The following is a 24164-nucleotide window of genomic DNA, read 5'->3' as shown; positions in this document are numbered from 1 at the left end:
ACTGCGGAGGACGCATCGTGGCGGCAGAGGGCGCGTGGGCGCGAATCTAAGGGAACCGGCCGCCGGACCCGTCCCGGAGTTGATGGACGATCCGGCGTGTCCCGAGGCGCTGATGCGTCCGAATCTCGCCGCGCTCGGACGCATCAACCGGCTTACGGGCGCGGTGCATCTCGTGTGCGATTATCTCGACCGCCTGCTGCCGGCGTGGCGACGTTCCCGCACGCTCGGCGCGCCACTCGCGCTCCTCGACGTCGCGACCGGCGGCGCGGACATTCCGCGTGCCGTAGTCCGGTGGGCCGGGCGGCGCGGCGTTCCGGTGCGGATCGCCGCCGTCGACCGGCATCCGGCAACGGCGCGCCTGGCCGCGGAGGCGTCCGCCCAATTCCCGGCGATCGAGGTGGTCCGGGCCGACGCGCGCGCGCTGCCGTTCCGCGACGGCGCGTTCGACGCCTGCCTTTGCACGATCTCGCTGCACCATCTCGAGCCGGAGGAGCGGCCGGCGCTGCTGCGGCGACTCGACCGGCTCGGGCGCCTCGGTTTCTTTGTCGTCGACCTCGTTCGCTCACCCGCCGCGCACGCCGGTGTGTGGCTGCTGACGCGGTGCTTCCGCAATCCGCTCATCCGCACCGACGGTCCGCGCTCGGTCGGCCGGGCATATTCGTGGGCGCAGTACCAAACCCTGACCGCGACGGCCGGAATCCCGAAACTCACGGTGCGCCGCGTGCCGGGCTTCCGGGCGGTGCTGGAACGGCTCGGGTGACGGCGCCCGTCGACGTGGCCGTCGTCGGCGGCGGGCCCGCCGGCAGTGCGACCGCGGCGCTGCTCGCGCGGCGCGGCTGCCGGGTCCTCCTCGTCGACCGCGCCGTGTTCCCGCGCGCCAAGCCGTGCGGCGACTATTTGAATCCGGGCTGCGACGAACTCTTCGACCGCATGGGCGTTCGCGCGGACGTGCGGCGGGCGGCCGCGCCGGTGCGCGGCATGCGGCTCGTGACGGCCGACGGCGAAGACGCGCCGCTCGCCTTTCCCCGGCGGAACGGCTGGGCGCTGCGCCGGGCGGTCCTCGATCAGTTGCTGCTCGATCACGCCGGGCGCGCGGGGGCGACGATCCACGACGCCACGCGCCTCACCGCGATAGAATCCGGACGCCGGAACATCCGCATCGTCGTCGAGCGCGGCGGTCGGCAAGAGTCGTACGCGACGCGGCTCCTCGTCGGCGCGGACGGCCTGCGCTCGACGGTGGCGCGAGTCGCCGGAATGGGCGTTCCGGTCCGGCACGGTCGCTACACCGTCGGAGCGTATCTCGGGGGTCTCGCGCCGGTGGATGGCGGCCCTGAGCGCGCGACCCCCGAAACGCGGGCATGGGGCGAGATTCACCTGCGGCAGGACGGGTACTGCGGCGTCGCGCATCTCGCGAACGGCCTCGCCAACGTGACGATCGCGGTCCGCCGCGATGCCGTGCGTGCTTGGCACGGCGATCTGGAGGCGGGCTACCGATCGTGGCTGCGCGGCTGCCCGGGGCTCCGCGACCGGCTTCACCGCGCCGAGCGGGTCGGTCCACTGATCACCGTCGGGCCGCTCGGATACTACCGCCGGCGCGCCGCGCGCGGCCGCATCTTACTGGTGGGCGACGCCGCGGCCCATCTCGACCCGATGACCGGCCAGGGCGTGTACCTCGCGCTCCGGGGCGCGGAGATGTGCGCGGCGGCCGCCGCCGAGGCCCTCGATCGCGCCGGCGTCCCCTCGCCCTGGGCCTACACGCTCGCGCGGGCGCGCGCGTTCGGACCCGTCTTCACCGCCGCCCGGCTCGTCCAAGTGCTCGCCTTCCGTCCGGCGGTCGTTCGCCGCGCCGCGGCGCAGGTGACGCGCGACCCAGACCTCGGACGCCGGCTCATCGGCGTGATCGGCAACACGGACGGCGTAGGCGGCGTGCTGCATCCGGCGGTGCTGCCGCGCTTCCTGGGGTGGACGTAGGTGCACACCGAGACCGCGGTGCGGATTCGGGGGTCGGTCGAGACGATTTTCCGCTACGCCGCGCACGTGGAGAGCTGGCCCCGGATTCTCCCGCACTACCGCGCCGTCCGGGTGGTCGCATCCGAGGGGGACACGCGGGTCGTCGAGATGAAGGCGCGCCGCGGTTGGATCCCGATCTGGTGGTGGGCGCGTCAGCGCGTGGAACCGGCACCGCCGCGTATCCGCTTCACGCACGTCCGCGGGGTGACCCGCGGGATGGAGGTCGAGTGGCGGTTCGAGCCGGCGGCCGGCGGCGACGTCGCGGTGTCGATCGTGCACGATCTGGATCTGCGCTGGCCGCTCGTCGGGCGCGCCGTCGCGCGGGCGATCATCGGCCCGCTGTTCATCGAACCGACCGCGAGGACCACGCTCAGGCACATCAAGCGACTGGTCGAGGCGGAGGGGTCTCCGGATACCGTTTCGTGACACGCCTGGGGAAAAGCGTGCCGGAACGGAACCGAGGTGATCGGGATGTACGAAACCTATCCCAGACGCGTCGTGTCGGTGACGGTGCCGTGGCCGGTCGCGGCCGCGGCGGTCTTTGCGCTGCTCGCCGCGCTCCTTGTGGGCGGGGTCTCTCTGCTCGTTCAAGTCCACGAGATGTCCGCGCAGCTGGCGGACCTCACCACGCGGCTGAACGCTCTGCCGGCGATGAACGGCAAGCTCGACACTCTGACGACGATGGACCGGACCCTTACGGAAGTCAACGGCAAGCTCGACACGACCAACGTGCTGCTGCGGACGTCCAACGCGAAATTGTCGGCGGCGCTCGTCGAGGCGAACAGGACGAGCCGGAGCGTCGACAAGATGCAGGACCGCCTCGGGGCGATGACCCGCACGCTCGACGCCCTGAGCGGGCCGCTGCAGACGATGCAGGCGGCGCTCGGCGCGATGCAGGCCGACATCGGCCGCATGACCCAGAAGATCGTCCGCGCCAAGCTGCTGTTTTGAGGGCGGCGGTGCAACCCAGCGGGGGTGAATCGTGACGGATACGAGACGCCAGGTCGTCGTAACCGGCATCGGCGCGATCACGCCCATCGGATCCGGCGCCGGCGGCCTATATGAAGGGCTGCGGCGCGAACGCTCCGCGATCGGCCCGATCACGCGGTTCGACGCGACGCCGTTCAGCAGCCGCGTCGCGGGCGAAGTCGCGGAGTTCGACCCCGCCGCGTTCATCGACGCGCGCCGCCTGCGGCGTCTCGACCGGTACGCGCAGTTCGCGGTCGTGAGCGCGCGTATGGCGATCGACGACGCCGGCCTGCGGCTGGAAGACGAGGATCGCGACGCGATCGGCTGCTTCGTCGGGTCCGCGCTCGGCGGCGCGGTCTTCGCCGAAGAGCAGCACGCGATCTTCCTGAATCAGGGCGTCCGCCGGATCCGGCCGACGCTCGCGCTGTCGGTGTTCTGCGGGGCCGCTTCGTGCAACGTCGCGATCGAGTACGACCTTCGCGGGCCGTCCAGCGCGAACTCCGACAGCTGCTCGAGCGGCGCGATCGCGATCGGACAGGCGTTCCGGACGGTCCGCGACGGTTACGCGGACGTGATGCTCGCGGGGGGCGTGGAGGTGCCGCTCGCGCCGCTGACGTTCGGCGCCTTCGACATCATTCGGGCGATGTCCACGCACAACGAAGAGCCCGCGCGCGCCTGCCGGCCGTTCGACCGCACGCGCAACGGGTTCGTGATGGCCGAGGGTGCGGCGCTGCTCGTCCTCGAAGAGCGGGACCACGCGCGCCGCCGCGGCGCGCGCATCTACGGCACGGTGCTCGGCTTCGGCGCGTCGAACGACGCCCACCACATGACGGCGCCGCTCCCCTCCGGCACCCAGGCCGCCCGCGCGATGCGGCTGGCGCTCGCGGAAGCCGGAATCGCCGCGGAAGACGTCGACTACGTCAACGCGCATGCCAGCGGCACTCCGCTCAACGATACGACGGAGACACTCGCGATCAAACAGGTCCTCGGCGCGCACGCCTACCGGATACCGGTCAGCGCGACCAAGGCGATGCACGGACACGCACTCGGCGCGACCGGGGCGATCGAGGCGGCGAGCTGCTTCCTCAGCCTGCTCCATCGTTACGTTCCGCCCACGCTGAACCTGGAGGATCCGGACGAGGGCTGCGATCTCGACTACGTACGCGGCGCCGGCCGCACGATGCCGGTGCGTCACATCTTGAGCAACTCGTTCGGGTTCGGCGGGATCAACGCGGCCCTCGTGTTCGGCCAGGCCTGACCGCGGACCCAGGCCCCCGGCGCGCGCGTCGCGAATGAGGACCCCGAGGTGAGACCATGGTGAAACGGGCGTTCGGGGCGCTCGCGGCCGCGGCGGTGCTCGCCGCCGGCGGCGCCGTTCCGGCCGGCGCCCAGGCCACGTGCCGCCAGATCCTGATCGCGACTACGCGCACGTCGAGCCCGATCACGGTCACGCCGCTCGATGCGATCGCGTTTCCCGTGCCCCTCGTGCCGGCCGCCGCGACGGTGACCCGGCAGATCACCGTCTGTCCGCCCGGCGCGACGCTGCCCCTGGTGACGCCGCCTGCCCCCTTCGTAATCGGTGTGCCGGTCGTCGGAACGCCGGAGTTCGAGGTGCCGATCGTCGGCCCGGTCGTGTTGCCGGTTATCCAACCCGGCACCGGAACGACGGCACCGGCCCCTCCGGTCGCTGCGCCGCCGGCCGTTCCGCTCGTGACCGGCGCCGTACCGAACGATACGGTCGCAGGACTCGCCGCGCAGGCGGCGCGCTTCGACCGGACGGTCGTGACCGTCACGGGGACGGCGGCAGCGGTCCAACAGACGGCCGACGCGCAGGGCTCGCCCCTCACGGTGTTCCGGCTCGAGGCCGGGGGCCGGTCGGTCGGAGTGGTCGCGTGGGGCCGCTCGACGGTGCGGGAGGGTGAGCGCGTCCGCGTGAGCGGACCCTTCTACCTCTCGACGCCGTTTGCCGGTCCGTCGGGAGCACCCTGGCACGACGTGATCGAGGCGGACCTGCTGGAGCGCTGAGCCGCCGGCCCATCGGGTGGCGCGCCGCCGGCGGGACGGCGCACCGCCGTGTTTACCGCCGCTCGTCGATGACCCGGCGGAGCTTGCCGCCTTCGCTGCGCGGCAGGGTTCCCGGCCCTTGCAGCGTGATGCGCGCGGCGATGCCGCAGACACCCCGCAGCCGTCCGGCGATCCGCTCCCTCAGGTCGTCCGCCCCGCCGGCGTCCCCCCCGAGAGGGCCGAGCGCGTCCGCGGCGCCGGATGCGACCTCGACCCGCACCTCGAGCGCGTCCAGTGTCCGCTCCCGTGTCACGACGAGCTGGTAGTGCGGGGACAGCTCCGGAAACTGGACCACCACCGCTTCCACCTGCGACGGAAAGACGTTGATGCCGCGAATGATCAGCATGTCGTCGGTCCGCCCGACGACGAGGGACATCCGGACGAGCGTGCGCCCGCAGACGCACGGCGCGGGATCGAGCGACGCGAGGTCGCCGCTGCGGTAGCGGAGCACCGGCAGCGCTTCTTTCGTGAGCGTCGTAAATACCAGCTCTCCGACTTCGCCGGGCCGCACCGGCTCGCCGGTCTGCGGGTCCACCGCCTCGACGAGGAAGTGGTCCTCGAAAATGTGCGAGCCGTGCTGCGCCTCGACGCACTCGTTGCTCACGCCGGGGCCGATCACTTCGCTGAGGCCGTAGATGTTGACCGCCTTGAGCGGCAGCGCGCGCTCGATCTCGCGGCGCATCGCCTCCGTCCACGGCTCCGCGCCCAGCACCGCGGACCGCAGCGCCAGGCTCCGCGGATCGATGCCGCGCGCCGCGGCCGCCTCCGCGAGCGTCAGCATGTAAGACGGGGTGCACGCGATCACGCGCGGCTGGAAATCTTGGAGCAGCAGCAACTGCCGCTCGGTGTTGCCGCCCGACACCGGCACGACGACCATGCCCAGCAGTTCGGCGCCGTAGTGCATGCCCAGCCCGCCGGTGAAGAGGCCATACCCGTACGCGTTGTGAAACACGTCGCCCGGCCGCGCCCCGCTCGCCGCGAGCGACCGCGCGCAGACCTCCGCCCACATCCCGAGGTCGGCCCGCGTGTAGCCCACCACGGTCGGCTTTCCCGTCGTGCCGGACGAGGCGTGCAGGCGCACCACCTGCTCGAGGGGCACCGCGAACAGCCCGAACGGATAGTGATCCCGCAGATCGGACTTCCGCATGAACGGGAGCCGACGCAGGTCGTCGAGCGACCGGATCTGCTCCGGGCGGACGCCGGCGCGGTCCAGCGTTGCGCGGTAGAACGGCACCCGCGCGTGGGCGCGGGCGACGAGATCGGCGAGGCGCCGGCGCTGCAGCGCCTCCAGATCGGGACGGGGCATCGTCTCAGCGGTCCGGTTCCAGATCATCCCGCGACCTCCCTTATCTCGCCGCTTCCGGGTCCGGCGCGGCGCGGCAGCCCGAGCGCCGCCGCGAACGTGGTGGCCGCGCCGGCGAACGCCGGCAGAAAGGCCGCCGCCGGCAGGCGCGTGACGTCCCACGCGACGCCGCCGAGAAGCGGCAGCAGAAACGAGTACGCGTAGCCGGAGGCGAACATACCGGCCGACACGTGATGCACCTCCGCGGCTTCCGCGACGAGCGGCGGCAGCGCCATCGACAGCACGAGCCCGAAGGCGCAGCAAAAGCCGATCACCCCGGCAGCCGGCACCCACAGGGAGGGCGGCGCCGCCAGGAACAGGGCGAGACTCAACGCAATCGCAGCCGGCACGACGAGGAGCGGCGCGCGGCGTCCTGTGATCGCGCGCGCGACAACCAGTGCGATCGCCGACGCCGGCAACTGGCCGGCGTTCAGCGCCGCGAGGCACGGGCCGATGAGGTCGGCGCGGCCGGCGGTCCGCAGGTAGTCCGGGATGAAGGCGTTGCTGCCGAAGTACGCGGTCCCGACGCCGCCGAGGATGAGGCCGAGCCGCCAGGTCTCCGGACGCCCCCAGTCGGGCCACCAGCGTGCCTCCGGGCCGACCGCGGCGTCCGGCAGTCGCCCCCCGAACCCCAGCACCAACCCGGCGGTCAAGAGCGGCAGCACCGACCACACCGCGAGCGCGGCCGGCCAATTTCCACGAACCACCGGCAGGACGAGCGGCAGCGTGAGCGCCGCGCTCAGAGTCTCCCCGACCAGCAGGCCGTTCACGTAGAGCGCGGTCGCGAAGCCGACGCGGTCGGGACACCACCGCGCGACCAGCGCCGGGACCGCGGGCTGCATCACGGCGATGCCGGCTCCCATGACGAGCGTCATCGCGAACAGCGTCACGACGGACGGGCCGACGCCGCGCAGCGCCGCCGAAACCGCGACGATGACGAGGCCCGCGATCGCCGCCCGACGCGCCCCCGCGCGTGCGATCAGCAGCGACCCGGGCACGGCCGCGGCGGCCATCATCAAGGCGGGCAGAGTGGTCAACGCGCCGACCGCCGCTTCGCTCAAACCGAGGTCGCGATGGATCAAGATGAGCAGCGGCGGCAGCGCCAGCATCGTTACCCGCAGGTCGACACCGGCCAGCCACAGCACGGCCAGGCGGGTGGGAGTCGATCGCTCCGTGTCGGTGCCGGACGTCACCAGGGATCGGAGTAGCGCTCTTCCTTCCAGGGGTCGCCGCGGATGTGGTAGCCGTTCTGCTCCCAGAAGCCGGGGCGCTCCTCGCGCATGAACTCGAGTCCTCGGACCCACTTCGCGCTCTTCCAAAAATACAGCCGCGGCACGACGAGGCGGCACGGCCCGCCGTGCTCGGGCGGGAGCGGCCGCCCGTCGTGGGTGAAGGCAAACAGCACGTCCTCCTGCGTGAGGTCGTCGAGCCGGAGGTTCGTCGCATAGCCGCCGTACGAGTGGACCATGACGAAGGCGGTCCCGGGGCGCGGATGCGCCCGGGCGACGACCTCGGACGCCGGCACGCCCTCAAAGAGGTTGTCGTAACGCGACCACGCGGTCACGCAGTGGATGTCGGCGCGGGCGCTCCGGCGGGGTAGCGCGATGAACTCGTCCCAGGTCCAGCCGGCCGGCGTCTCGACCTCGCCCTCCACCGTGAACATCCACTTGGCCGTGTCGATCTTGGGAATGCCGCCGTAATGGAGGACCGGCCACTTCTCCGTGAGGGTCTGGCCGGGCGGCAGCCGGGACGCGTCCATAGCGGCATTTCTTCGGCCCGGGGCGGCGGCGCCCCTCGAACCCCGAAAAGCGAAGACGGCGGCCGCCCGGCCGCCGTCTCTCATGCCGCGAACCCGCGGCGTTTACGGCTTGGTGGGACCGGCGCCGTCGACCGGCGCCGTCGACGGCAGCACGGGGTTCCGCGCGGCCGAGCCGGTGCGGTCGAACCACGGCGGCGTTGCCGCGCCGAGCGACTCGAGCGTGTCCGGCAGAAGGAACGCGCCCTGCCCGTGCAGACCGGCCTGCAGCTCGTGAATCAGCGACGGCTGCTCGGCGAGCTGCGGCACGGACACCCGCCGTTCGAGCGAGAGGGCCGCGGCAACGCCCACGGCCTGGCCTTCTTCCATCGTCGTCGGGATAACGCGGCACGACGCCGCGGCGGCGTACGTCGCGGAGATCGACCGGCTCGCCATCAAGAGATTCGCCGTGCCGTACGGCACCAGCGAGCGGAACGGGATCGTGTACACGAACCGCTTCGGCGCGTACGGATTGAACTCGCCCATCTTGTACGGATGGATGTCGATGGGGTAACTCGCAACGCCGACCGCGTCCCAAAACACCCGGCTGTTTACGATGTCGTTCGCCGTCAGCACATACAGCCCGCGGACGTGGCGCGTTTCGCGGATGTAGAGGTAGTCGGCGGTCCGGACCAGATCCGCCTTCGCGAAGCCGGGCGCCGTCTCACGCAGGAACTCCATCAGGGTCGGCAGCTCGACCTTCGCCCGCCGCATGCCGTCCGCGACCGAGGCCGGATCGGTGCCGTCCACGCCGAAGACGAGGAGCCCGTTGATCAGCACTGTGTGATTGTTCTGGAGCCCGATGTTGAGGTCGTAGATCGCGACGTTGGGCTCCACCGGCTTGTACATCCGCATGATCGGCCCGTAGCCCCAGACGTTGCCCTGGTAGACGCCGCCGCGCCGCATGTGCTGCTCGCGCACACCCGTCACGTAGTTGGTGACCTGATGCCAGTTGACGTCCTTGACCTCGAACACGAGCGTCGCCGACATCATCGCGCGGTCGATGCCCGAATCCTCTCGGCCGATCGTAAACGGCGCCCCGGCCATCGCCGCGATGTCGCCGTCGTCGGTCGCGTCGATCACGCGCTTCGCGCACACGGTCTGACGCTGTCCGCTCTTCGTGTCGTCGAATATGACGGCGGTCACCCACGGGCCGCTCATCAAGACCTCGACCGGCCTGCGGTGCAGCCGCAGCGTAATCAGCGGCTCCCGCTTGACCTCGTCCATAAAGACGCGCTTGGCAGTTTCGACGTCGAAGGTCATGCCGAGCTGTTTGTAGACGTCGGAGAATACGCCGCGCGCGAGATGCTCGCCCGTGAGGCCGAAGTCCATGTCGAGCATGTTCAGCATCGCGCCGGTGAGGTCGCCGCCGAGGTACGGCCGCGCTTCGGTCTCGTACACGGCCGTCCCGGTCCGGGCCGCCGCGACGGCCGCCGCCACGCCGGCGGGCGTGCCGCCGACCACGAGGAGCGGCGTCCGCACGTCGCAGGCATCCGTCACCACGCCGGCCGCGACCGGTGCCGCGGGGCCCATCGACAGCGGAGCCGCCACGCAAAACGCGAGCACGGAAGCCGCGAACACGCGGACTCCGCGCCGCACCGGCATCGACCTCCCAAGATTCATGCGTCCCCCCGACGCCACGGCGTCCAGTGCGCCATAGCGACCTCTCGTACCGCTTAATACGCCATTATAACAATGACGGTTCGCTCCGCAATAGTGTGAGGACCCGAGACGCGCGGCGCGGATACCGCCCCGGGCGAGTCCCCTCCCGTCTGAAGCACTCCCAAGCGGAGAACCCCGGCCGGGCCGGCGCAGCGCGGCAGGGCTGTCGCCGCCTCGGACACTATCAGTCTTCCCTTTTCCGCCAAACGTGTGAACGTTCTATAGAAAGGGCACGGCCCGGACGGCGCGGGGCGGCCGGGGGCGCTACCCGCTCGAGCGGACCGGTTGGGCGGTCTTGGCCGGCGGCCGGATGAAAATGCGGCAGAGGACGATGCTGAACTCGTAGAGCATGGCCATCGGGACGGCGACCAGCATCATCGTGACCGGACTCCAATCCGGCGTCCCGAACACGGCAATTGCCGCGATGATCATGTAGGCGATGCGCCACTCCCGCCTCAGCGTCTGGGGCGTGACCAACCCCAGCATCGCGAGCGACAGGATGACGAGGGGGGTCTCGAACGTCCCCCCCACGATCAGCAGAAAGAACAACACATACGAGATGTAGGCGTTCGCGGTAAGCAGCACCTGAAATTGGCTGCCGGCCTGCGCGAGCAGCCAGTGCGTGCTGATGGGCAGGACGAAGAGGTACCCGAAGACGAGCCCGATCGCGAACAGCACGCCGGCGAGCAGGGCGAGCGGAATGGTCTTGCGCCGCTCGTTGTCCGTCAGCGCCGGCGAGATGAACGCGTACACCTGGTACATGATCCACGGCATGCTGACGGCGAGCCCGAACAGGAACGCGATCTTGACCTTGACGAGAAACGGCTCCAGCACCGTGAGCGTGGTAAGCTTCATGTGCCCGGTCGGCCGCAGCAGCAGCGCGAGCAGCGGATCGACGAAGATGAAGCCGACCAGCGTCGCCACCAGGAGGCCGATGATCGACCGGGTCAGCCGGACGCGCAGCTCCTCGAGGTGCTCGATGAGCGTCATCGGCCGGTCGCGCGGGGTGTCGGAACGTTCGTCCGTCACGGCCTGCATTGATTCGTCAAGCCCGCGTCCGCGACCCTGTGTCGGCTATTGCGCGTCGCGCGCGAGCTCGGAGACCGTGACGAGGGCGTAGCCGCGCCGCCGCAGCTCGACGAGGATCGACGGCAGCGCCCGCACGGTGTTGAGCGTCGTGCTGTGCAGCAGGATGATCGCGCCCGGTTCGGCGCGGGCCAGCACGCGGTCGATCACAATGCGGTACGCCGGCAGCGCCCAGTCGCCGGAGTTCGACGTCCACATCGCGATGCCGAGCCGGTGCCCCCGGGCGTCCGCCGCGACGCCGGCGGTATAGTCGCCGCCGGGCGGCCGGAACCACTCCGCCGGCCGGCCGGCCGCGCGGTCGATCACGGCGGCGGCGGCCGCGATCTCGCTGTCGGCGACGAGGGCGGGCAGGGTCGTCATGTTGGGATGGTGGAACGTGTGATTGCCCACTTCGTCGCCTTCGGCGACCATTTCGGCGACCACGTACGGATAGGCGCGCGCGTGCTGCCCGATGACGAAGAACGTGGCATGCGCGTGGTACCGGCGCAGCACCGCCAGCAGGAGCGGCGTCGTCAGCGGACTCGGACCGTCGTCGAAGGTCAGCGCGATCTCGCGCCGGCGCGGGTTGCCGCGCCACAGCATGCCGCGGCTCTCGGCGCCGAAAAGCAGACCCTGCAGCCGCACCTTGGCATCGACGATCTGCTGGAGCAGCGTGCCCTGGAACCGTTCGGCCGCTTCATACGTGCGGTCGCCCGGAAGCACCGGCGCCCGCGCGCCGGCCGGCAGGTGCGGATCGTGCGCGACGGGCAAATGCGGGACCACCGCCCCTTCCAGTAGTTCGGGCGCGAGCCAGACGTGTCCGGCCGCCTCGAGCGCCGCGCGCGGATCGCCGCCGGGAGGCAGCGCGAGCAGGCGCGCGGAGGAAAGGGCCGCGGTGAAGGTCGCGTCGGTGCGGCGTCCGTCGAAGCGTCCCGCCAGGTGATAGTAGCCGCTGAGCGTGATCCGGTCGACCCGGGGGTCAGCCTGGGCGGCCACGGCCGCGAGCGCCCGCGCGGTGCCGGCGGCCTCCCGCGCCATGGCGCCGGACGCCCCGGTACGGTCCATTCCGTAGACGAACCAGATCCAGGCCAGCCGCGCGAGCCGGCCGTCGGGCAGCTTGGTCACCCCGTCGCTCGCCACCGTCACCTTGACCACGACCGGCATAAGGCCCTGGTCGACGAACGCCTGCCAGATGGGTGTTTCTTCGGCGTGGATGCCGGGCCCGATGGGGTGGGTGTTGTTCGTGATGTAGGGCGAGACGGGCACGGGTGGAACATCGGGCCAGCCGGACGGTGGCTGAGCCTTCGCCGGCAGCGCGGCCTCCGCGACGGCCGGAGCGAGCGCCGCGCGAAGCCAGCACGTGGCGCGCCCCACCCACGACGGGGCCCCGTTCTCGACACGTGCGGCGGTGCCGCCCAGCCGGAGCGGTGTATCCGACGAGCCGGCCGGCGGCACCGACCTGCCGACCCGCACGAGCTCGACGGACGCGACGTCGCCGACGAGCGTCATCGAGATGCCGTTGGCGTTCCAGTGCACGACGGTCGCAAGGCCGCGCGCCTGCACCGTGCCCTCGAACGGGCCGATGCGCACCGGCTGTCCGCCGGCCCCCCCCATCTGCGCCCCGCGGCTCTCGAACAGCCTGATGGTCGCGACGCCGTCGGAGAACACGAACGTCGCCGTCGGCGTGCCCTGAATCGTCGCGACGTTCGACCGGATGAACTGGTAACCGGGCGGCAGATACGCGGGCAGCTGCGGAATGAAGCCGACCCGCCGCGAGATCTCTTCGATCGTGAGTCCGGCGCGGGGGGCCGCCTGCGACGGACGCGTCTGGACGTGAGCGCCCGCCGGCGGCGAGACGATGAACAGACCCGCCGACAGCACGGGGTTGAGCTGTACGCTCAGGAACGCGGAAGTCTCCCGCAGCGCGCCGGCCGGGCCGTAGCTCTCCAGGCGCAGAATCAGGCGCGTCTCTACGTCGAGCCACAGCGTGAAGCGGGGCCGGCCGGGCAGGCGGCCCTGGATGTCGACGATGCGCGCGGGCCGGCCCGCGACGCGCTCCGCGCCGGCGAACCGGACGTCGTAGTTCGCGGCGAGTTGCGGCAGAAACTGGCGGATCAGAGCGTCCTCGTCGGTCTGCGGCGCCTGGCCTTCGATGTACCGCCCGCGGCCCGGCACGAACTCGGTCTGCCGCCCGCCGTTGATCACGACGATCCGCTCGGGCTGATCGCCGGCCGCGAGGTAATCCAGCCGCGTCCGGTCCGGCGCCTGATGGTAGATGCGCACCTCCGACGCGCGCACGGTCTGCGCCCACACGGTCACGGTCTTGGTGCCGGAGTAGCTCACCCTGCGCGGCGCGAGCGCGGCCTCCTGCAGCCAGCGGATCGGCTCAGTCTGGCCGGTCGCGGGGTACCCCGGCGCCGCCAGCGCGGCACGGTCCGAAGCGACGGCGGCTAGAAGCGCGCAAACCGCGAGGAATGCGATCCGCCTTTGATGGCACGATGGCCGCCGAGTCCGCCGGCAGGCGGTCCGGCGGCGGCGAAGGCGGAGGATCATCTTACCTCTGGACAGTCGACTCCGGGAGGGCCGTATGGGCGATAACGGTTCGGGTCACGTCGTCCGTCAGGCGATCGGACGAGGTCAGCAGATAGTCACGCACGTACGCATCCGGATCGAACGTCGTCCCACGCGGAGCGAACAGCCCCGACACCCAGCCCCCCGGCAATCCGATCACGACCAGCATCGTCGCCGCCGCCAGCGCCACCCGCAGCGGCCGCGCCACGGGCCGCGGCAGTACCGCCCACGCCGCAGCCCACGGTGACGGCCGGCGGGCTGCCTCGCGGGTGAGCCGCCAATGGATCCGGTCGGCCAGTCCCGCGGGCACCGCCGGTTCCGGCAGCTCCCGTAGAAGGCCGCGCAGACTCCGCAGCTCCTCGTACGCCCGGCCGCACGTCCCGCATACCTCGAGGTGCGCCTGCACGTGCTCCAGATCGGAGGCCGGCAGGGCGCCGTCGAGATACGCCGAGAGGTGGTCGGCAACGTGCAGGTCCTTCACCCTTCCCCTCCCCTGAGGTATGGCCGCAGCGCCGTGCGAAGTGCTTCGCGGGCCCGATGCAGGCGCGACCGAACGGTGCCCACCGGGCACTCGGCCGCGGCCGCGATTTCATCATACGAGAGTCCCTCGATGTCCGCAAGAACGACGACCGCCCGGAACTCCGGCGGCAGGCTCTCGAGCGCCGCCTGAATCGGCCCGTCGAGATCCTTGATCTCGGTGAGATGTTGCGGATCGGACGCGGTGTCGCCGAGCCGCGCGAGGAGCGGATCACCCTCCGGCGAGGCGGGCGCGTCGAACGACACCTCGGGCCGGCGGCCGCGGTGCCGGATCCAATCGATGTGGGTACGGTGCATGATCCGGTAGACCCACCGATCGAAGTACGTGCCGGGCTGGTACCGGTCGAACGCGCGAAACGCCTCCGCCACGGCCTCCTGCATCAGGTCTTCCGCGTCGTCCGCGTTGCCCGCGAGGCGGTAGGCCACGCGGTAGATACTGCGCAGGTGGCGGTTGAGCAGCTCCTCAAACGCCGCCAGGCGGTGCGCGCCGGTCTCCGCGGCCTGCGCCCCCGCGTTGAGTACGCTCAGCGCTGATACGGCTTCCGTCACGTCCGACCCCCGGGTAACGGCCTCCTTTTCGGAAGCGTTGCCGGCCGGCCGGAAGTTCCCCTCAGACACGGGGGTCTTCGGACCGGGGGGACCTTTGGACGCCCCCGGCCGGGTCCGGCCCGGCTTCGCGAGAGCCCGCCGGGCGGGCCGGCGTCTCCCGGACGTTGATCCGGTTCATCGCCGCCTCCAGCCCGTCGCTGACGACGGCGAGCGCGGCGCCGGCGGCGCGCTCGACGGCTTCGTCGATCACCGTGCGCTCGCCGGGGGCGAACCGCTGAAGGACGAACTCTTCCGCGTCCACGCCGGCCGGCGGACGGCCGATGCCGACCCGAAGGCGCGGGAACGCCTTCGTACCGAGATGCTCGATGATCGACCGGATGCCGTTGTGGCCGCCGGCGCCGTTGGCCGGCCTGAGACGCAACCGGCCGACGGGAAGGTCGAGGTCGTCATAGATAATGAGCAGATTCTCCGGCTTCACGCGGCGGCGCCGGGCGATCTCGGAGACGGCTTGTCCGCTGACGTTCATGTAGGTCTCGGGAATGGCGAGCAGCACCGGGGCCCGGCCGAACTGGGTCCGCGCTGTTCGGGCGAATCCGTCTTCGTTCAATTCCACGCCGAGCTTCTCCGCCACGCGGTCCACCACGTCGCGGCCGAGGTTGTGCCGCGTGCCTCGATACCGCCGCCCCGGATTGCCGAGCCCCACGATGGCGATCATCTCATGCGCTCATGTGCAACCGATGAATTTTCGGCGATAAGCATGAGGGGCGCGGCCCGATCCCACGCCCCTCATGCACCAAACCACGAACGCGCAGCCGAACCGCGTTACTCCTTCTTCTCGGCCTTGGCCGGCTTCGCCTCGGCCTTGGCGGGTTTGGCCTCCGCCTTCGCGCCGCCCTTGGCGGCCTCTTCGGCGGGCGTCTCGCCCTCCGCGGCCGCGCGGCCCACGACCTCGGGCTCCGCCGGCGCTTCGCCTTCCGCCGCCGCCGGCGCAGCCTCCTCTTCGACCGCCGGCGCGGAGACCGCCGCGATCACTTCTTCCGGCGGCGTCAAAATCTCGATGCCCTCTTCGACCTTCAAGTCGCCAACGTGGATCGACCCGCCGACGCGCAGCCCGCTGACGTCGACGGTGAAGCGGTCGGGAATCCGCGTCGGGAGGCACTTGACCTCGATCTCTCGGTGGATTTGCTCGAGTACGCCGCCGCCGGAAGTCACACCCTCGGGGGTGCCGGCGAGCACCACGGGCACGCTCACCTCGATCGCCTCGGTCAGGCTGATCAGATGAAGGTCGATGTGCAGGATCTCGCGGCGGATGTGATCGCGCTGGATTTCCTCGATCATCACGACCTCGGTCTCCGCGTTCCCGTCCTGCGCGATCCTGAGATCGATCAGCGCGTTCCGGCCGGCGGTCTGCAGCGCCGACACGAGCTCCTTACGGCCCACCGACACCGGGCGCGGCGTCCGGCCGCGGCCGTAGACTACCGCCGGCACCTGCCCCTCGCGGCGTGCGCGCTTGGCGCCGCTCTTGCCGGTCGCCGCGCGCACCTGGGCGCTCAGGCTTACCCGTTCCATGACAGGTCCCCTCCAATCCGTTCGGTACGACGGCACATTATAGCACTCAGCGGGGGCGCGGTGCTACGCCGGCACCGGCACGAGCCGGCTGAACGCGATCGACGCGTCAGTCAGCAGCCGCTCGGCGACGGGATCCGGGTACGGCTCGTCGTAGACGATGCGAATGAGGCCCGCGTTCACAATCATCTTCGCGCACGTCAGGCACGGTTGGTGCGTGCAATAGATCGTGCCGCCGGCGATCGGCACGCCGTGGTACGCGGCCTGCACGATCGCGTTCTGCTCCGCGTGGAGACAGAGGCAGGTGTCGAGCGAGGTGCCGGAGGCGGCCGCCGACGCGCAGCGCGCGCAGCCGCCCTCGCCGCAGTTCGGCAGCCCGCGCGGAGTGTCGTTGTAGCCGGTGCTGAGCACCATACGGTCCTTCACGATGATCGAGCCGACGTGCCGCCGCGTGCACGTCGACCGCGTCGCCGCGAGGTGCGCCAGGCTCATGAAGTACTCGTCCCAGGACGGACGCGCCACTAGCGCAGGGCCTCCACCGGCTCGGGGTAGATCGGGAAGGACGCGCACAGCGCGCGCACCTCGGCCCGGACGCGCGCCCGCACCGCCTCGTCGTCCGGCGCGCTCAGCACGGTATCGATCCAGCCGGCAACGATCCGCATCTCCGCGCCCCGCATGCCGCGCGTCGTCAGCGCCGGCGTACCGATGCGCACGCCGCTCGTCGTCATCGGCTTCTCCGGATCGAACGGGATCATGTTCTTGTTCGCGACGATATGCGCGGCCTCGAGCGCCCGTTCCGCCTTCCGGCCGGTGAGCTTCTTGCTGCGGACGTCGAGCAGGACCATGTGGTTGTCCGTGCCGCCGGAGACGACGTGGTAGCCGCGCCGCAGAAACTCCTCCGCCATCGTGCGCGCGTTCTCCACGATGCGCGCCGCGTAGGTGCGAAACTCTGGGTGCAGCGCTTCTTTGAAGCACACGGCCTTGCCCGCGATCACGTGCATGAGCGGCCCGCCCTGCATGCCGGGGAAGACCGCCTTGTCGATCGCCGCGGCGAGGCGTTCCTTGCAGAGAATCAGGCCGCCGCGCGGTCCGCGCAGCGTCTTGTGCGTGGTCGAGGTGACGATGTCCGCGTACGGCACCGGATCGGGATGGGCCCTGCCGGCCACGAGCCCGGCGAAGTGGGCCATGTCCACCATCATCACGGCGCCGACCTCATCGCAGATCGTCCGGATCTTCGGAAAGTCGAACTGCCGCGGATAGGCCGTCGCGCCGGAGACGACGACCTTGGGCCGGTGTTCGCGCGCAAGCTTCGCCAGTTCGTCGTAGTCGATCAGCTCCGTGTCCGCGCGAACCCCGTAGGGGATGATGCGGTAGAGCTGGCCGGAGAAGTTGACCGGGCTGCCGTGGGTCAGGTGGCCGCCGTGCGCAAGGTTCATCGCGAGCACCGGATCCCCGGGCTTGATCACCGCGAAGTACGCCGCCATATTCGCCTGGGCCCCGGCGTGAGGCTGCACGTTGGCGTGCTCCGCGCCGAAGAGCGCGCGCACGCGGTCGATCGCGAGGCGCTCCACGACGTCCACGTACTCGCAGCCGCCGTAGTAGCGCTTGCCCGGGTACCCCTCGGCGTACTTGTTGGTCAGCACGCTGCCGAGCGCTTCGAGCACCGCGCGGCTGGCGTAGTTCTCGGACGCGACCAGATTGACGTAGTAGCGCTGCCGCTCGACGTCGTTCGCGATGGCCTCGGCGACTTCGGGATCCGTGCGGCGCAGTTCATCCACAGCGCGTCACTCCTTCCAGCCCGAGGATGATCGCTCGGGAGGACGTTCACTCAAGATTCGGTGGGCCGCCGCCTAGGCCTGCGCCGGTTCGGCCAGGGGGCCCGTCACCTCGCGCAGTTCGTCCGCGGACACCCCGCCGGCGCGGACGATCAGCGGCGGCGTACGGGTGATATCGATCACCGTGGACGGATGGCCCCCGGGGCACGCGCCGCCGTCGAGGATCAGGTCCACGTGGCCGCCGAGGTCCATGCCGACCTCGATGGCGGTCACCGGCGCCGAGTTGCCGTGCGTGTTGGCGCTGGTGCCGGTAACGGGCATGCCGAGGGCGCGGCACAACGCGGCCGCGAGGACGGACCCCGGCAGGCGTACGCCGATGGTATCGCCGCCGCCCGCGAGCAGCGGCGGAAGGTGCGGCGCCCGCCGGCAGACGATGGTGAGCGGGCCCGGCCAGAAGCGTTCCGCCAGCCGCAGCGCGATTTCCGGCAGCTCCGGCACGAGCATCCGCCACTGGCCCGTGTCGGCGACAAAGACGGGCAGCGGTTCCGTCTCCGGGCGGCGCTTCGCCGCAAAGACCCGGGCCACCGCCACGCCGTCCAGGGCGCACGCCCCGAGCGCGTAGTATGTGTCGGTCGGAAACGCGACGAGCCCGCCGTCGAGCAGCGCGCGTACCGCCTGGCGCGGCACATCCTGCGAAGCCGGATGGACGCCGATGACCTGCATCGGGCGCGCCGGGTGTCCCCTGATCACGGAGTGTCCCCCGATCCCGCGGGCGCCGCCAGCCGCGTCGAGACGACAACACGATCGAGCCCCGCGTAGTCTTTGACGATCCTCGCCGGAGCGAACCCGCCGCCCGTCGCGATGAGCGCCGCGACCGCGCGAGCCTGGTGCCCTTCGGCGCAGGTCTCGAGCGCCAAGAGGCCGCCCGGCTTGAGATACGACGCCGCCCCCGCGATGATGCGTCGGTGAACGCCCAGGCCGTCCGGGCCGCCGTCGAGCGCGGCCCGCGGCTCGTGGTCGCGAACCTCTCGCGGCAGCGCGTCCACGTCCGCGCTCGGCACGTACGGCGGGTTGGCGCAGAGAGCGTCGGCGCCGGCGGCGGGCACCACCCCGGCGAGCGCGCCGAGGCCGTCGCCGCACCGCCAGGTAACGCGGCCAGCGAGGCCGAGCCGCTCGGCGTTCCCGCGCGCGACGGCGAGCGCGCCGCGCGAAACGTCGGTGGCGACGGCGCGCGCGCCCGGCAGCAGGTGCGTAAGCGCCAGGGCGATCGCTCCGCTCCCCGTGCCCACGTCGACGACGAGCGGAGCCGGACGCGCCGCGAGCGCGGCCGCGACGACCTCCACCAGCCGCTCGGTCTCCGGACGGGGGATCAGGACGCGCGGATCGACGTCGAGCGCGAGTCCGCAGAACTCCCGGCGTCCGACGAGATATGCCGACGGACAACCCGCCGCCCGGCGGGCGATGAGGGCCGCGTACGCGGCCCCGGACGCATCGCCGACCGGCGCGCGGGGACGCAGCAGCGTCTCCTCCCGCGTCAGGCCCGCGGCGTGCCGGAGCAGCAGGTCGGCCTCCACCCACGCGGCGCGCACGTCCAATCCGGCGTCGCGCAGGCGGGCGCGGCCCCAGGCGTGCGCCTCCTCACGCGAGGCGAATTCGCCCGCGACGAGACCCGGCCGCTCCGCGCGCGGGGCGGCCGGCCCGCTCCGATGCGGCGTCATGACCCCGCGGACGCGGCGAGACTTTCGAGGCGGTCCGCGGCGGCGAGCGACTCGATGACATCGTCAAGGTTGCCGTCGAGGACGTCCGGCAGATTGTGCACCGTCTTGCCGATGCGGTGGTCGGTTACTCGGTCCTGAGGGAAGTTGTAGGTGCGGATCTTTTCGCTGCGCTCGCCGGAGCCGACCTGCTTCCGGCGGGCCTCCGCGATCTCAGCGTGCTGCTTCTCGATCGCCTGCTCGAGCAGGTGCGCGCGCAGAATCCGCATCGCCTTCTCGCGATTCTGATGCTGCGACCGCTCGTCCTGACACGCGATCACGAGCCCCGACGGAAGGTGCGTGATGCGGACGGCGGTTTCGACTTTGTTGACGTTCTGGCCGCCGGCGCCGCCGGCGCGGTAGGTGTCGATCTGCAGCTCGTCCGGCCGGATGACGATGTCGACCGCTTCGGCCTCCGGCAGGACGGCGACGGTCGCGGTGGACGTGTGGATCCGGCCGCTGGCTTCGGTCGCGGGGACGCGCTGCACGCGGTGGACGCCGCTCTCGTACTTGAGCCGGCTGTAGGCGCCGCGCCCTTCGATGCCGAGCACGACTTCCTTGAAGCCGCCGAGGCCGGTGGGGTTGCTGGACAGGATCTCGGACCGCCAGCCGCGGCGCTCCGCGTAGCGCCCGTACATGCGCGCGAGGTCGCCGGCGAACAACGCCGCCTCTTCGCCGCCTGTGCCGGCGCGGATCTCGATGATGACGTCGCGTTCGTCGCGGGGGTCGCGCGGGAGCAGAAGCGCTTCGAGTTGCTGTTCGAGCGAGGTGCGCCGCGCGGTGAGCGCCGCGCGTTCAGCCTCTGCGAGCGCCTTCAGTTCGGGATCGGTTTCGGTGCGAAGGAGTTGCTCGGCTTCCTCCAGCTCGCGGCCGACGCGGCGGTACTCGGAGAACGCGTCGACGATCTCGGCGAGGCCGGCGTGCTCCCGAGCGACCCGGCGATACTGCGCCGGGTCGCCGAGCACGGACGGATCGGCCATCGCGCGGGTCAGTTCCTGATAGCGGGACTCCTGCGCGGCGAGCCGTGCGAGATACTCCTGGCGCACTCAGACCCCCCGCGGAGCGGGCGCGACGTCGGACGCGGGCTTAAATCTTGAGGCCGTACTTCTTGGCAAACTTCTGCACGCGGCCCTCGGAGTCGACGAACTTGCGCTGCCCGGTGTAGAACGGGTGGCACTTCGAACAGATCTCGACCCGGATGTTCTCTCGAGTGGACCCGGTCGTAAACGTCTCGCCGCAGGCGCACGTGACGGTGGTCTGGCGGTAATTGGGATGAATGCCGGTTTTCATGGCGGACTCCTTGGCGTCTTCGATGGGACAGGCCGAAGAACAACGACCAGCATTTTATCACGGCTGGACAGCTTGCGCAACGCGCACCGGTTACCGGGAGCGTCCCTGCGGCTCCCCTCCACTCCCCGGCTGTGCGGGCAGCACGGCCGACATCCTCGACACCGCTTCGTTCAACACCGCCTCCGGCTGCAGCAGCGTCGTGCGTACGTATCCCTCGCCGCTGCCGAAGCCCGTACCCGGAAACACCAGCACATTTGCCTGCTCCAGCAGCTTCACGCAGAACTCGTAAGAAGTCAGGCCCGCATCCGGAACACGGGGATAGACGTACAAGGCGCCGCGCGACCACCGGCCTCCCATGCCCAGCCGCTCGTACCCCTCCAGCAGGATCCGGCGGCGCGTCGCGTAGATGTCGTGCATCTCCGTGACGCACTCTTGCGGGCCGGTCAGCGCCGCGAGCCCCGCCGCCTGCGACACCGCCGGGGCGCAGATCGTCAACGTGTGTTTCACGATCTCCACCGCCGGAACGAGTTCCGCGGGCACCACCATGTAGCCGATGCGCCATCCCGTCATCGCGTAGGTCTTGCTGAAGCCGTTGATCACAATCGAGCGGCCGAAGAGGCCCGGCTCCGCCGCGATGCTGGCGTGCGGCGGACCTTCGTAGACGAATTTCTCGTAGATGTCGTCCGCGATCACCATGAGATCGTGGCGGAGCGCGATGCGCCCGAGCTCCGCGATCACCGCCGGCGGAATGACGGCGCCCGTCGGGTTGTCCGGCGTCACGACCACGAGCAGCTTCGTGCGGGGGGTGATCCGGGCTTCCGCATCCCGCGGGTCGATGACGAAGTCCGTCTCCTCACGCGTCGGCAGGAACACCGGCACGCCGCCGGCCAGGCGCACCGCGCGGGAGTATGAAGTATAGTGCCGGTCGGCCAGCAGCACCTCGTCGCCGGGATCGAGCAGGGTCTGAAAGGCGACGTACACGGCTTCCTGGGAACCGGCCGTGATGACGACTTGGGCGGCGCTCACCTCGGCGCCGTAGTCCCGCCGGCACTTCTCCGCCACCGCGTCGCGCAGGTCCGGCCGCCCCTGCCAGTGCGTGTAGTGCGTCGCGCCGGTGTCGAGGGCGCGCTTCGCGGCCTCGATGATATGGGCGGGCGTCGGGAGATCGGGGTCGCCGCGCCCAAGCGACACGACGCCCTTACGGCCCTGCGCGAGCGCGAGCAGCCGCTCGCGCTCGCCTGAGCGCACACCGGCGACGCGCTTGGACGCGCGCGCGGCCATGGAACGGTCTTGCGAGACGCTCAACGCTCTCCCTCCCGGTACCGGTGTCGGCCTATGCCGTGCCGATCGTCGAGTAGTCCCCGCACCACCCGCTGTCGTCCGTCACGCCTTTGACGCCCGAACGGAAGGCGGCCGGCACTGCGCATCGCAGAAAGACGAGATAGTCGCCCACCCTCCTAAGGCATCGACATCGGGCGCATCACGAGCGACCAGCCGCCGTCGATGAGCACGTCCTGGCCGGTCAGGTACGCGGACGCGTCGGAGGCGAGAAAGACGCACAGACCGACGATGTCTTCGGCCTTCGACACCCGCCCGAGCGGGATGAGATCGAGCGTCATCTTGTAGCGGGCCGATGCGGGGTCGGCCGGCCGGTCCGGCGACGCGATGGATCCGGGCGAAATCGAATTCACGGTGATGCCGTCCGCGGCCCATTCCACCGCGAGGCCGCGCGTGAGCGCAATCACCGCTCCCTTCGAGGCGCTGTAGGACGTGCGGCGCGCCATCCCCTTGCGCGCGGAGATCGACCCGATGTTGACGATGCGTCCCCGGCGCTGCCGGCGCATGTGCGGGTAAACCGCCTGACAGGCGTGAAAGAGCCCGCGGACGTTGACGCCCATGATCCAGTCGAAGTCCGCCGCGGTGTGCTCGACGGCCGTTTTGTCGACGCGCACGGCCCCGTTGTTGACGAGGATGTCGACACCGCCCCACCGGTCCGCGGCGAACGCGGCCATCCGCTCGCACGCCGCGGGATCGCTCACGTCGGTCGCGCACGCGGCGGCGCTCCACCCTTCCCGGCGGAGCGTCTCGGCCGCCGCCTCGCCGCTCCCTGCGTCCCGGTTTGCGATCAGGACGTGGGCGCCCGCACCGGCGAGGCCGCGGCTCAGCCCCAACCCGAGGTTCCGGTTGCCTCCGGTCACGATCGCGACCCGGCCCGCGAGCGAGAAAAGTTCCAGGGTAGGGAGACGTGCCGACAGTCCCATGCCCGTGCGGTCACCCCTTTCGCGGACGCTCTGCGCGTGGGAAGAAAAACGACGTTCCGTATTTGGTGGCCAAAATCTCGGTTCCTGCCTGTGGTGTTTCCAGAAACGCCAGGATTGGAAGGGGATTTCATTTCGGAAGGTGAAACGGCTACTAGGGCCGGAGATCCGTCCGGCGCACGGGGGGACCAATGCCGAAATCCGACTCCGTCAAAACGGTCAAGCGCTCGATCGACATTCTCAATTTGCTAGCGGAAGACGGCAACCAGATCGGCGTGATCGAACTGAGCAAGCGGCTCAAGACGAGCCAGAGTACCGTCTACCGGATTCTCTCGACGCTCGCGGCCGAAGGCTACGTGGCGCAGGATCCCCGCACCGAGAAGTACCGGCTCGGCCTCCAGGGCATCATTCTCGCCGGCGCCGCGCTCAACCAGCTCGAGATCCGCAAGCAGGCCATCTCGCTGCTCGAGCGCCTCACCGCCGCGACGAGCTGCAACGCGAACCTCGGCATCCTCCACCAGCAGCACGTGATGTATATCGCGCGCATCGACGGCCCCAAGAGCGCGCGGATGTACACGCCGCTCGGCCGGCGCGCTCCGGCGCACGCGACGGCGCTCGGCAAGGCGATGCTCGCCATTCTGCCGGAGGACCAGGTGAACCGCATCCTCGCCGACGATCTGGCGGCCTGCACGCCGCGCACGATCACGGACCGGGCCGCGCTCGCGCAGGAGCTGCGGCGCACCCGGCAGCGCGGCTATGCCATCGACGAGGAGGAGTTCCTCGCCGGCATTCGCTGCATCGGCGTGCCCGTGCGCGGGCCGTCCGGCACGGTCGAAGCGGCGCTGAGCCTGTCGGGGTCGGTCTTCCAAATCCGCGAGGAGGACATCGAGCAGCGCGCGCGGCTCCTCCAGGACGCCGCGTACGAACTGTCCGGCCGCCTCGGCTACCTCGTGTAGC

General features: G+C 70.8%; 25 protein-coding genes. 7 read left to right on the top strand and 18 right to left on the bottom strand.

All coding sequences use genetic code 11. The features are described 5' to 3' along the window. The first annotated feature begins 82 nt into the window (after window positions 1-82). From VFL28_16060 to VFL28_16035, 6 genes are read left to right on the top strand one after another with little or no spacing between them, the layout of a single operon-like run. A complete protein-coding gene (locus VFL28_16060) occupies window positions 83-760 on the top strand; it encodes a methyltransferase domain-containing protein (GenBank protein ID HET7266179.1) in 678 nt (225 codons plus the stop codon). Beyond that, the gene (locus VFL28_16055; protein HET7266178.1) at window positions 757-1971 is read left to right on the top strand and encodes an NAD(P)/FAD-dependent oxidoreductase; all 1215 of its coding nucleotides are present in this window, start codon (window positions 757-759) and stop codon (window positions 1969-1971) included. The genes VFL28_16060 and VFL28_16055 overlap by 4 nt, the downstream gene beginning before the upstream one ends. After that, complete coding sequence (locus VFL28_16050) at window positions 1972-2436, top strand: SRPBCC family protein (GenBank protein ID HET7266177.1); 465 nt, start codon at window positions 1972-1974, stop codon at window positions 2434-2436. Between the two features lie 45 nt (window positions 2437-2481). Then, entirely contained in the window at window positions 2482-2961 is a 480-nt protein-coding gene (locus tag VFL28_16045; protein ID HET7266176.1) for a hypothetical protein, read from the top strand. A 31-nt stretch (window positions 2962-2992) separates the two neighbouring features. Then, on the top strand, window positions 2993-4237 hold the full coding sequence (fabF, locus tag VFL28_16040) for a beta-ketoacyl-ACP synthase II (protein ID HET7266175.1): 1245 nt from the start codon (window positions 2993-2995) through the stop codon (window positions 4235-4237). 56 nt (window positions 4238-4293) lie between these two features. Next, window positions 4294-5004 carry a hypothetical protein gene (locus tag VFL28_16035; protein ID HET7266174.1) on the top strand — a complete coding sequence of 237 codons (711 nt, stop codon included), beginning with the start codon at window positions 4294-4296 and terminating at the stop codon, window positions 5002-5004. A 52-nt stretch (window positions 5005-5056) separates the two neighbouring features. On the opposite strand, the gene VFL28_16030 is transcribed toward VFL28_16035, so the two are convergent. The 18 genes from VFL28_16030 to VFL28_15945 all read right to left on the bottom strand — a co-directional run bounded on the left by VFL28_16030 (window position 5057) and on the right by VFL28_15945 (window position 23210). After that, on the bottom strand, window positions 5057-6376 hold the full coding sequence (locus VFL28_16030; protein HET7266173.1) for a phenylacetate--CoA ligase: 1320 nt from the start codon (window positions 6374-6376) through the stop codon (window positions 5057-5059). Next, a complete protein-coding gene (locus VFL28_16025) occupies window positions 6373-7578 on the bottom strand; it encodes an MFS transporter (GenBank protein ID HET7266172.1) in 1206 nt (401 codons plus the stop codon). The genes VFL28_16030 and VFL28_16025 overlap by 4 nt, the downstream gene beginning before the upstream one ends. Next, window positions 7575-8144, bottom strand: a complete 570-nt coding sequence (locus VFL28_16020; protein ID HET7266171.1) for a sulfite oxidase-like oxidoreductase — start codon at window positions 8142-8144, stop codon at window positions 7575-7577. The genes VFL28_16025 and VFL28_16020 overlap by 4 nt, the downstream gene beginning before the upstream one ends. 102 nt (window positions 8145-8246) lie before the next feature. Further along, on the bottom strand, window positions 8247-9779 hold the full coding sequence (locus tag VFL28_16015) for an FAD-dependent oxidoreductase (GenBank protein HET7266170.1): 1533 nt from the start codon (window positions 9777-9779) through the stop codon (window positions 8247-8249). Between the two features lie 327 nt (window positions 9780-10106). Continuing rightward, window positions 10107-10871, bottom strand: coding sequence for a twin-arginine translocase subunit TatC (tatC, locus tag VFL28_16010; GenBank protein HET7266169.1), 765 nt, complete (start codon window positions 10869-10871; stop codon window positions 10107-10109). 45 nt (window positions 10872-10916) lie between these two features. Beyond that, entirely contained in the window at window positions 10917-13460 is a 2544-nt protein-coding gene (locus VFL28_16005; GenBank protein ID HET7266168.1) for a polysaccharide deacetylase family protein, read from the bottom strand. 1 nt (window position 13461) lies between these two features. Then, window positions 13462-13959, bottom strand: a complete 498-nt coding sequence (locus tag VFL28_16000) for a zf-HC2 domain-containing protein (protein ID HET7266167.1) — start codon at window positions 13957-13959, stop codon at window positions 13462-13464. Then, window positions 13956-14564, bottom strand: a complete 609-nt coding sequence (locus VFL28_15995) for a sigma-70 family RNA polymerase sigma factor (GenBank protein ID HET7266166.1) — start codon at window positions 14562-14564, stop codon at window positions 13956-13958. The genes VFL28_16000 and VFL28_15995 overlap by 4 nt, the downstream gene beginning before the upstream one ends. Before the next feature lie 61 nt (window positions 14565-14625). Continuing rightward, window positions 14626-15279 carry an aminoacyl-tRNA hydrolase gene (gene pth / locus VFL28_15990; protein ID HET7266165.1) on the bottom strand — a complete coding sequence of 218 codons (654 nt, stop codon included), beginning with the start codon at window positions 15277-15279 and terminating at the stop codon, window positions 14626-14628. A 107-nt stretch (window positions 15280-15386) separates the two neighbouring features. After that, entirely contained in the window at window positions 15387-16133 is a 747-nt protein-coding gene (locus VFL28_15985; protein HET7266164.1) for a 50S ribosomal protein L25, read from the bottom strand. A 63-nt stretch (window positions 16134-16196) separates the two neighbouring features. Then, window positions 16197-16652 carry a cytidine/deoxycytidylate deaminase family protein gene (locus VFL28_15980; protein ID HET7266163.1) on the bottom strand — a complete coding sequence of 152 codons (456 nt, stop codon included), beginning with the start codon at window positions 16650-16652 and terminating at the stop codon, window positions 16197-16199. Continuing rightward, entirely contained in the window at window positions 16652-17908 is a 1257-nt protein-coding gene (gene glyA / locus VFL28_15975) for a serine hydroxymethyltransferase (GenBank protein ID HET7266162.1), read from the bottom strand. The genes VFL28_15980 and glyA overlap by 1 nt, the downstream gene beginning before the upstream one ends. A 72-nt stretch (window positions 17909-17980) precedes the next feature. Beyond that, window positions 17981-18655, bottom strand: coding sequence for an L-threonylcarbamoyladenylate synthase (locus VFL28_15970; GenBank protein HET7266161.1), 675 nt, complete (start codon window positions 18653-18655; stop codon window positions 17981-17983). Further along, window positions 18652-19623 carry a peptide chain release factor N(5)-glutamine methyltransferase gene (prmC, locus tag VFL28_15965; GenBank protein ID HET7266160.1) on the bottom strand — a complete coding sequence of 324 codons (972 nt, stop codon included), beginning with the start codon at window positions 19621-19623 and terminating at the stop codon, window positions 18652-18654. The genes VFL28_15970 and prmC overlap by 4 nt, the downstream gene beginning before the upstream one ends. Further along, window positions 19620-20639, bottom strand: a complete 1020-nt coding sequence (prfA, locus tag VFL28_15960) for a peptide chain release factor 1 (GenBank protein HET7266159.1) — start codon at window positions 20637-20639, stop codon at window positions 19620-19622. Before prfA ends, prmC begins: the two co-directional genes overlap by 4 nt. 106 nt (window positions 20640-20745) lie before the next feature. Further along, complete coding sequence (rpmE, locus tag VFL28_15955) at window positions 20746-20949, bottom strand: 50S ribosomal protein L31 (protein HET7266158.1); 204 nt, start codon at window positions 20947-20949, stop codon at window positions 20746-20748. 90 nt (window positions 20950-21039) lie between these two features. Further along, window positions 21040-22254: a pyridoxal phosphate-dependent aminotransferase gene (locus VFL28_15950; GenBank protein ID HET7266157.1), complete on the bottom strand. Its 1215-nt coding sequence runs from the start codon at window positions 22252-22254 to the stop codon at window positions 21040-21042. A 152-nt stretch (window positions 22255-22406) separates the two neighbouring features. Further along, window positions 22407-23210: an SDR family oxidoreductase gene (locus VFL28_15945; protein HET7266156.1), complete on the bottom strand. Its 804-nt coding sequence runs from the start codon at window positions 23208-23210 to the stop codon at window positions 22407-22409. A gap of 188 nt (window positions 23211-23398) precedes the next feature. Here VFL28_15945 and VFL28_15940 point away from each other — a divergent pair, with 188 nt between their 5' ends. Next, window positions 23399-24163, top strand: coding sequence for an IclR family transcriptional regulator (locus VFL28_15940; protein HET7266155.1), 765 nt, complete (start codon window positions 23399-23401; stop codon window positions 24161-24163). Window position 24164: the final 1 nt, after the last annotated feature.

It is taken from the genome of bacterium (genome assembly GCA_035691305.1).
Classification (GTDB): domain Bacteria; phylum Sysuimicrobiota; class Sysuimicrobiia; order Sysuimicrobiales; family Segetimicrobiaceae; genus DASSJF01.
The sequence above is the reverse complement of the archived record's forward strand: the minus strand, read 5'-3'. Positions and strand labels throughout refer to the sequence as shown.

Coding starts and splice junctions, on each gene's coding strand:
- prmC (HET7266160.1), bottom strand. CDS start 19,623: ATGACGCCGCATCGGAGCGGGCCGGCCGCCCCGCGCGCGGAGCGGCCG.
- VFL28_16045 (HET7266176.1), top strand. CDS start 2,482: ATGTACGAAACCTATCCCAGACGCGTCGTGTCGGTGACGGTGCCGTGG.
- VFL28_15985 (HET7266164.1), bottom strand. CDS start 16,133: ATGGAACGGGTAAGCCTGAGCGCCCAGGTGCGCGCGGCGACCGGCAAG.
- VFL28_16030 (HET7266173.1), bottom strand. CDS start 6,376: ATGATCTGGAACCGGACCGCTGAGACGATGCCCCGTCCCGATCTGGAG.
- VFL28_15940 (HET7266155.1), top strand. CDS start 23,399: ATGCCGAAATCCGACTCCGTCAAAACGGTCAAGCGCTCGATCGACATT.
- VFL28_16020 (HET7266171.1), bottom strand. CDS start 8,144: ATGGACGCGTCCCGGCTGCCGCCCGGCCAGACCCTCACGGAGAAGTGG.
- pth (HET7266165.1), bottom strand. CDS start 15,279: ATGATCGCCATCGTGGGGCTCGGCAATCCGGGGCGGCGGTATCGAGGC.
- VFL28_15945 (HET7266156.1), bottom strand. CDS start 23,210: ATGGGACTGTCGGCACGTCTCCCTACCCTGGAACTTTTCTCGCTCGCG.
- VFL28_16005 (HET7266168.1), bottom strand. CDS start 13,460: ATGATCCTCCGCCTTCGCCGCCGCCGGACCGCCTGCCGGCGGACTCGG.
- prfA (HET7266159.1), bottom strand. CDS start 20,639: ATGGCCGATCCGTCCGTGCTCGGCGACCCGGCGCAGTATCGCCGGGTC.
- VFL28_16060 (HET7266179.1), top strand. CDS start 83: ATGGACGATCCGGCGTGTCCCGAGGCGCTGATGCGTCCGAATCTCGCC.
- rpmE (HET7266158.1), bottom strand. CDS start 20,949: ATGAAAACCGGCATTCATCCCAATTACCGCCAGACCACCGTCACGTGC.
- VFL28_16035 (HET7266174.1), top strand. CDS start 4,294: ATGGTGAAACGGGCGTTCGGGGCGCTCGCGGCCGCGGCGGTGCTCGCC.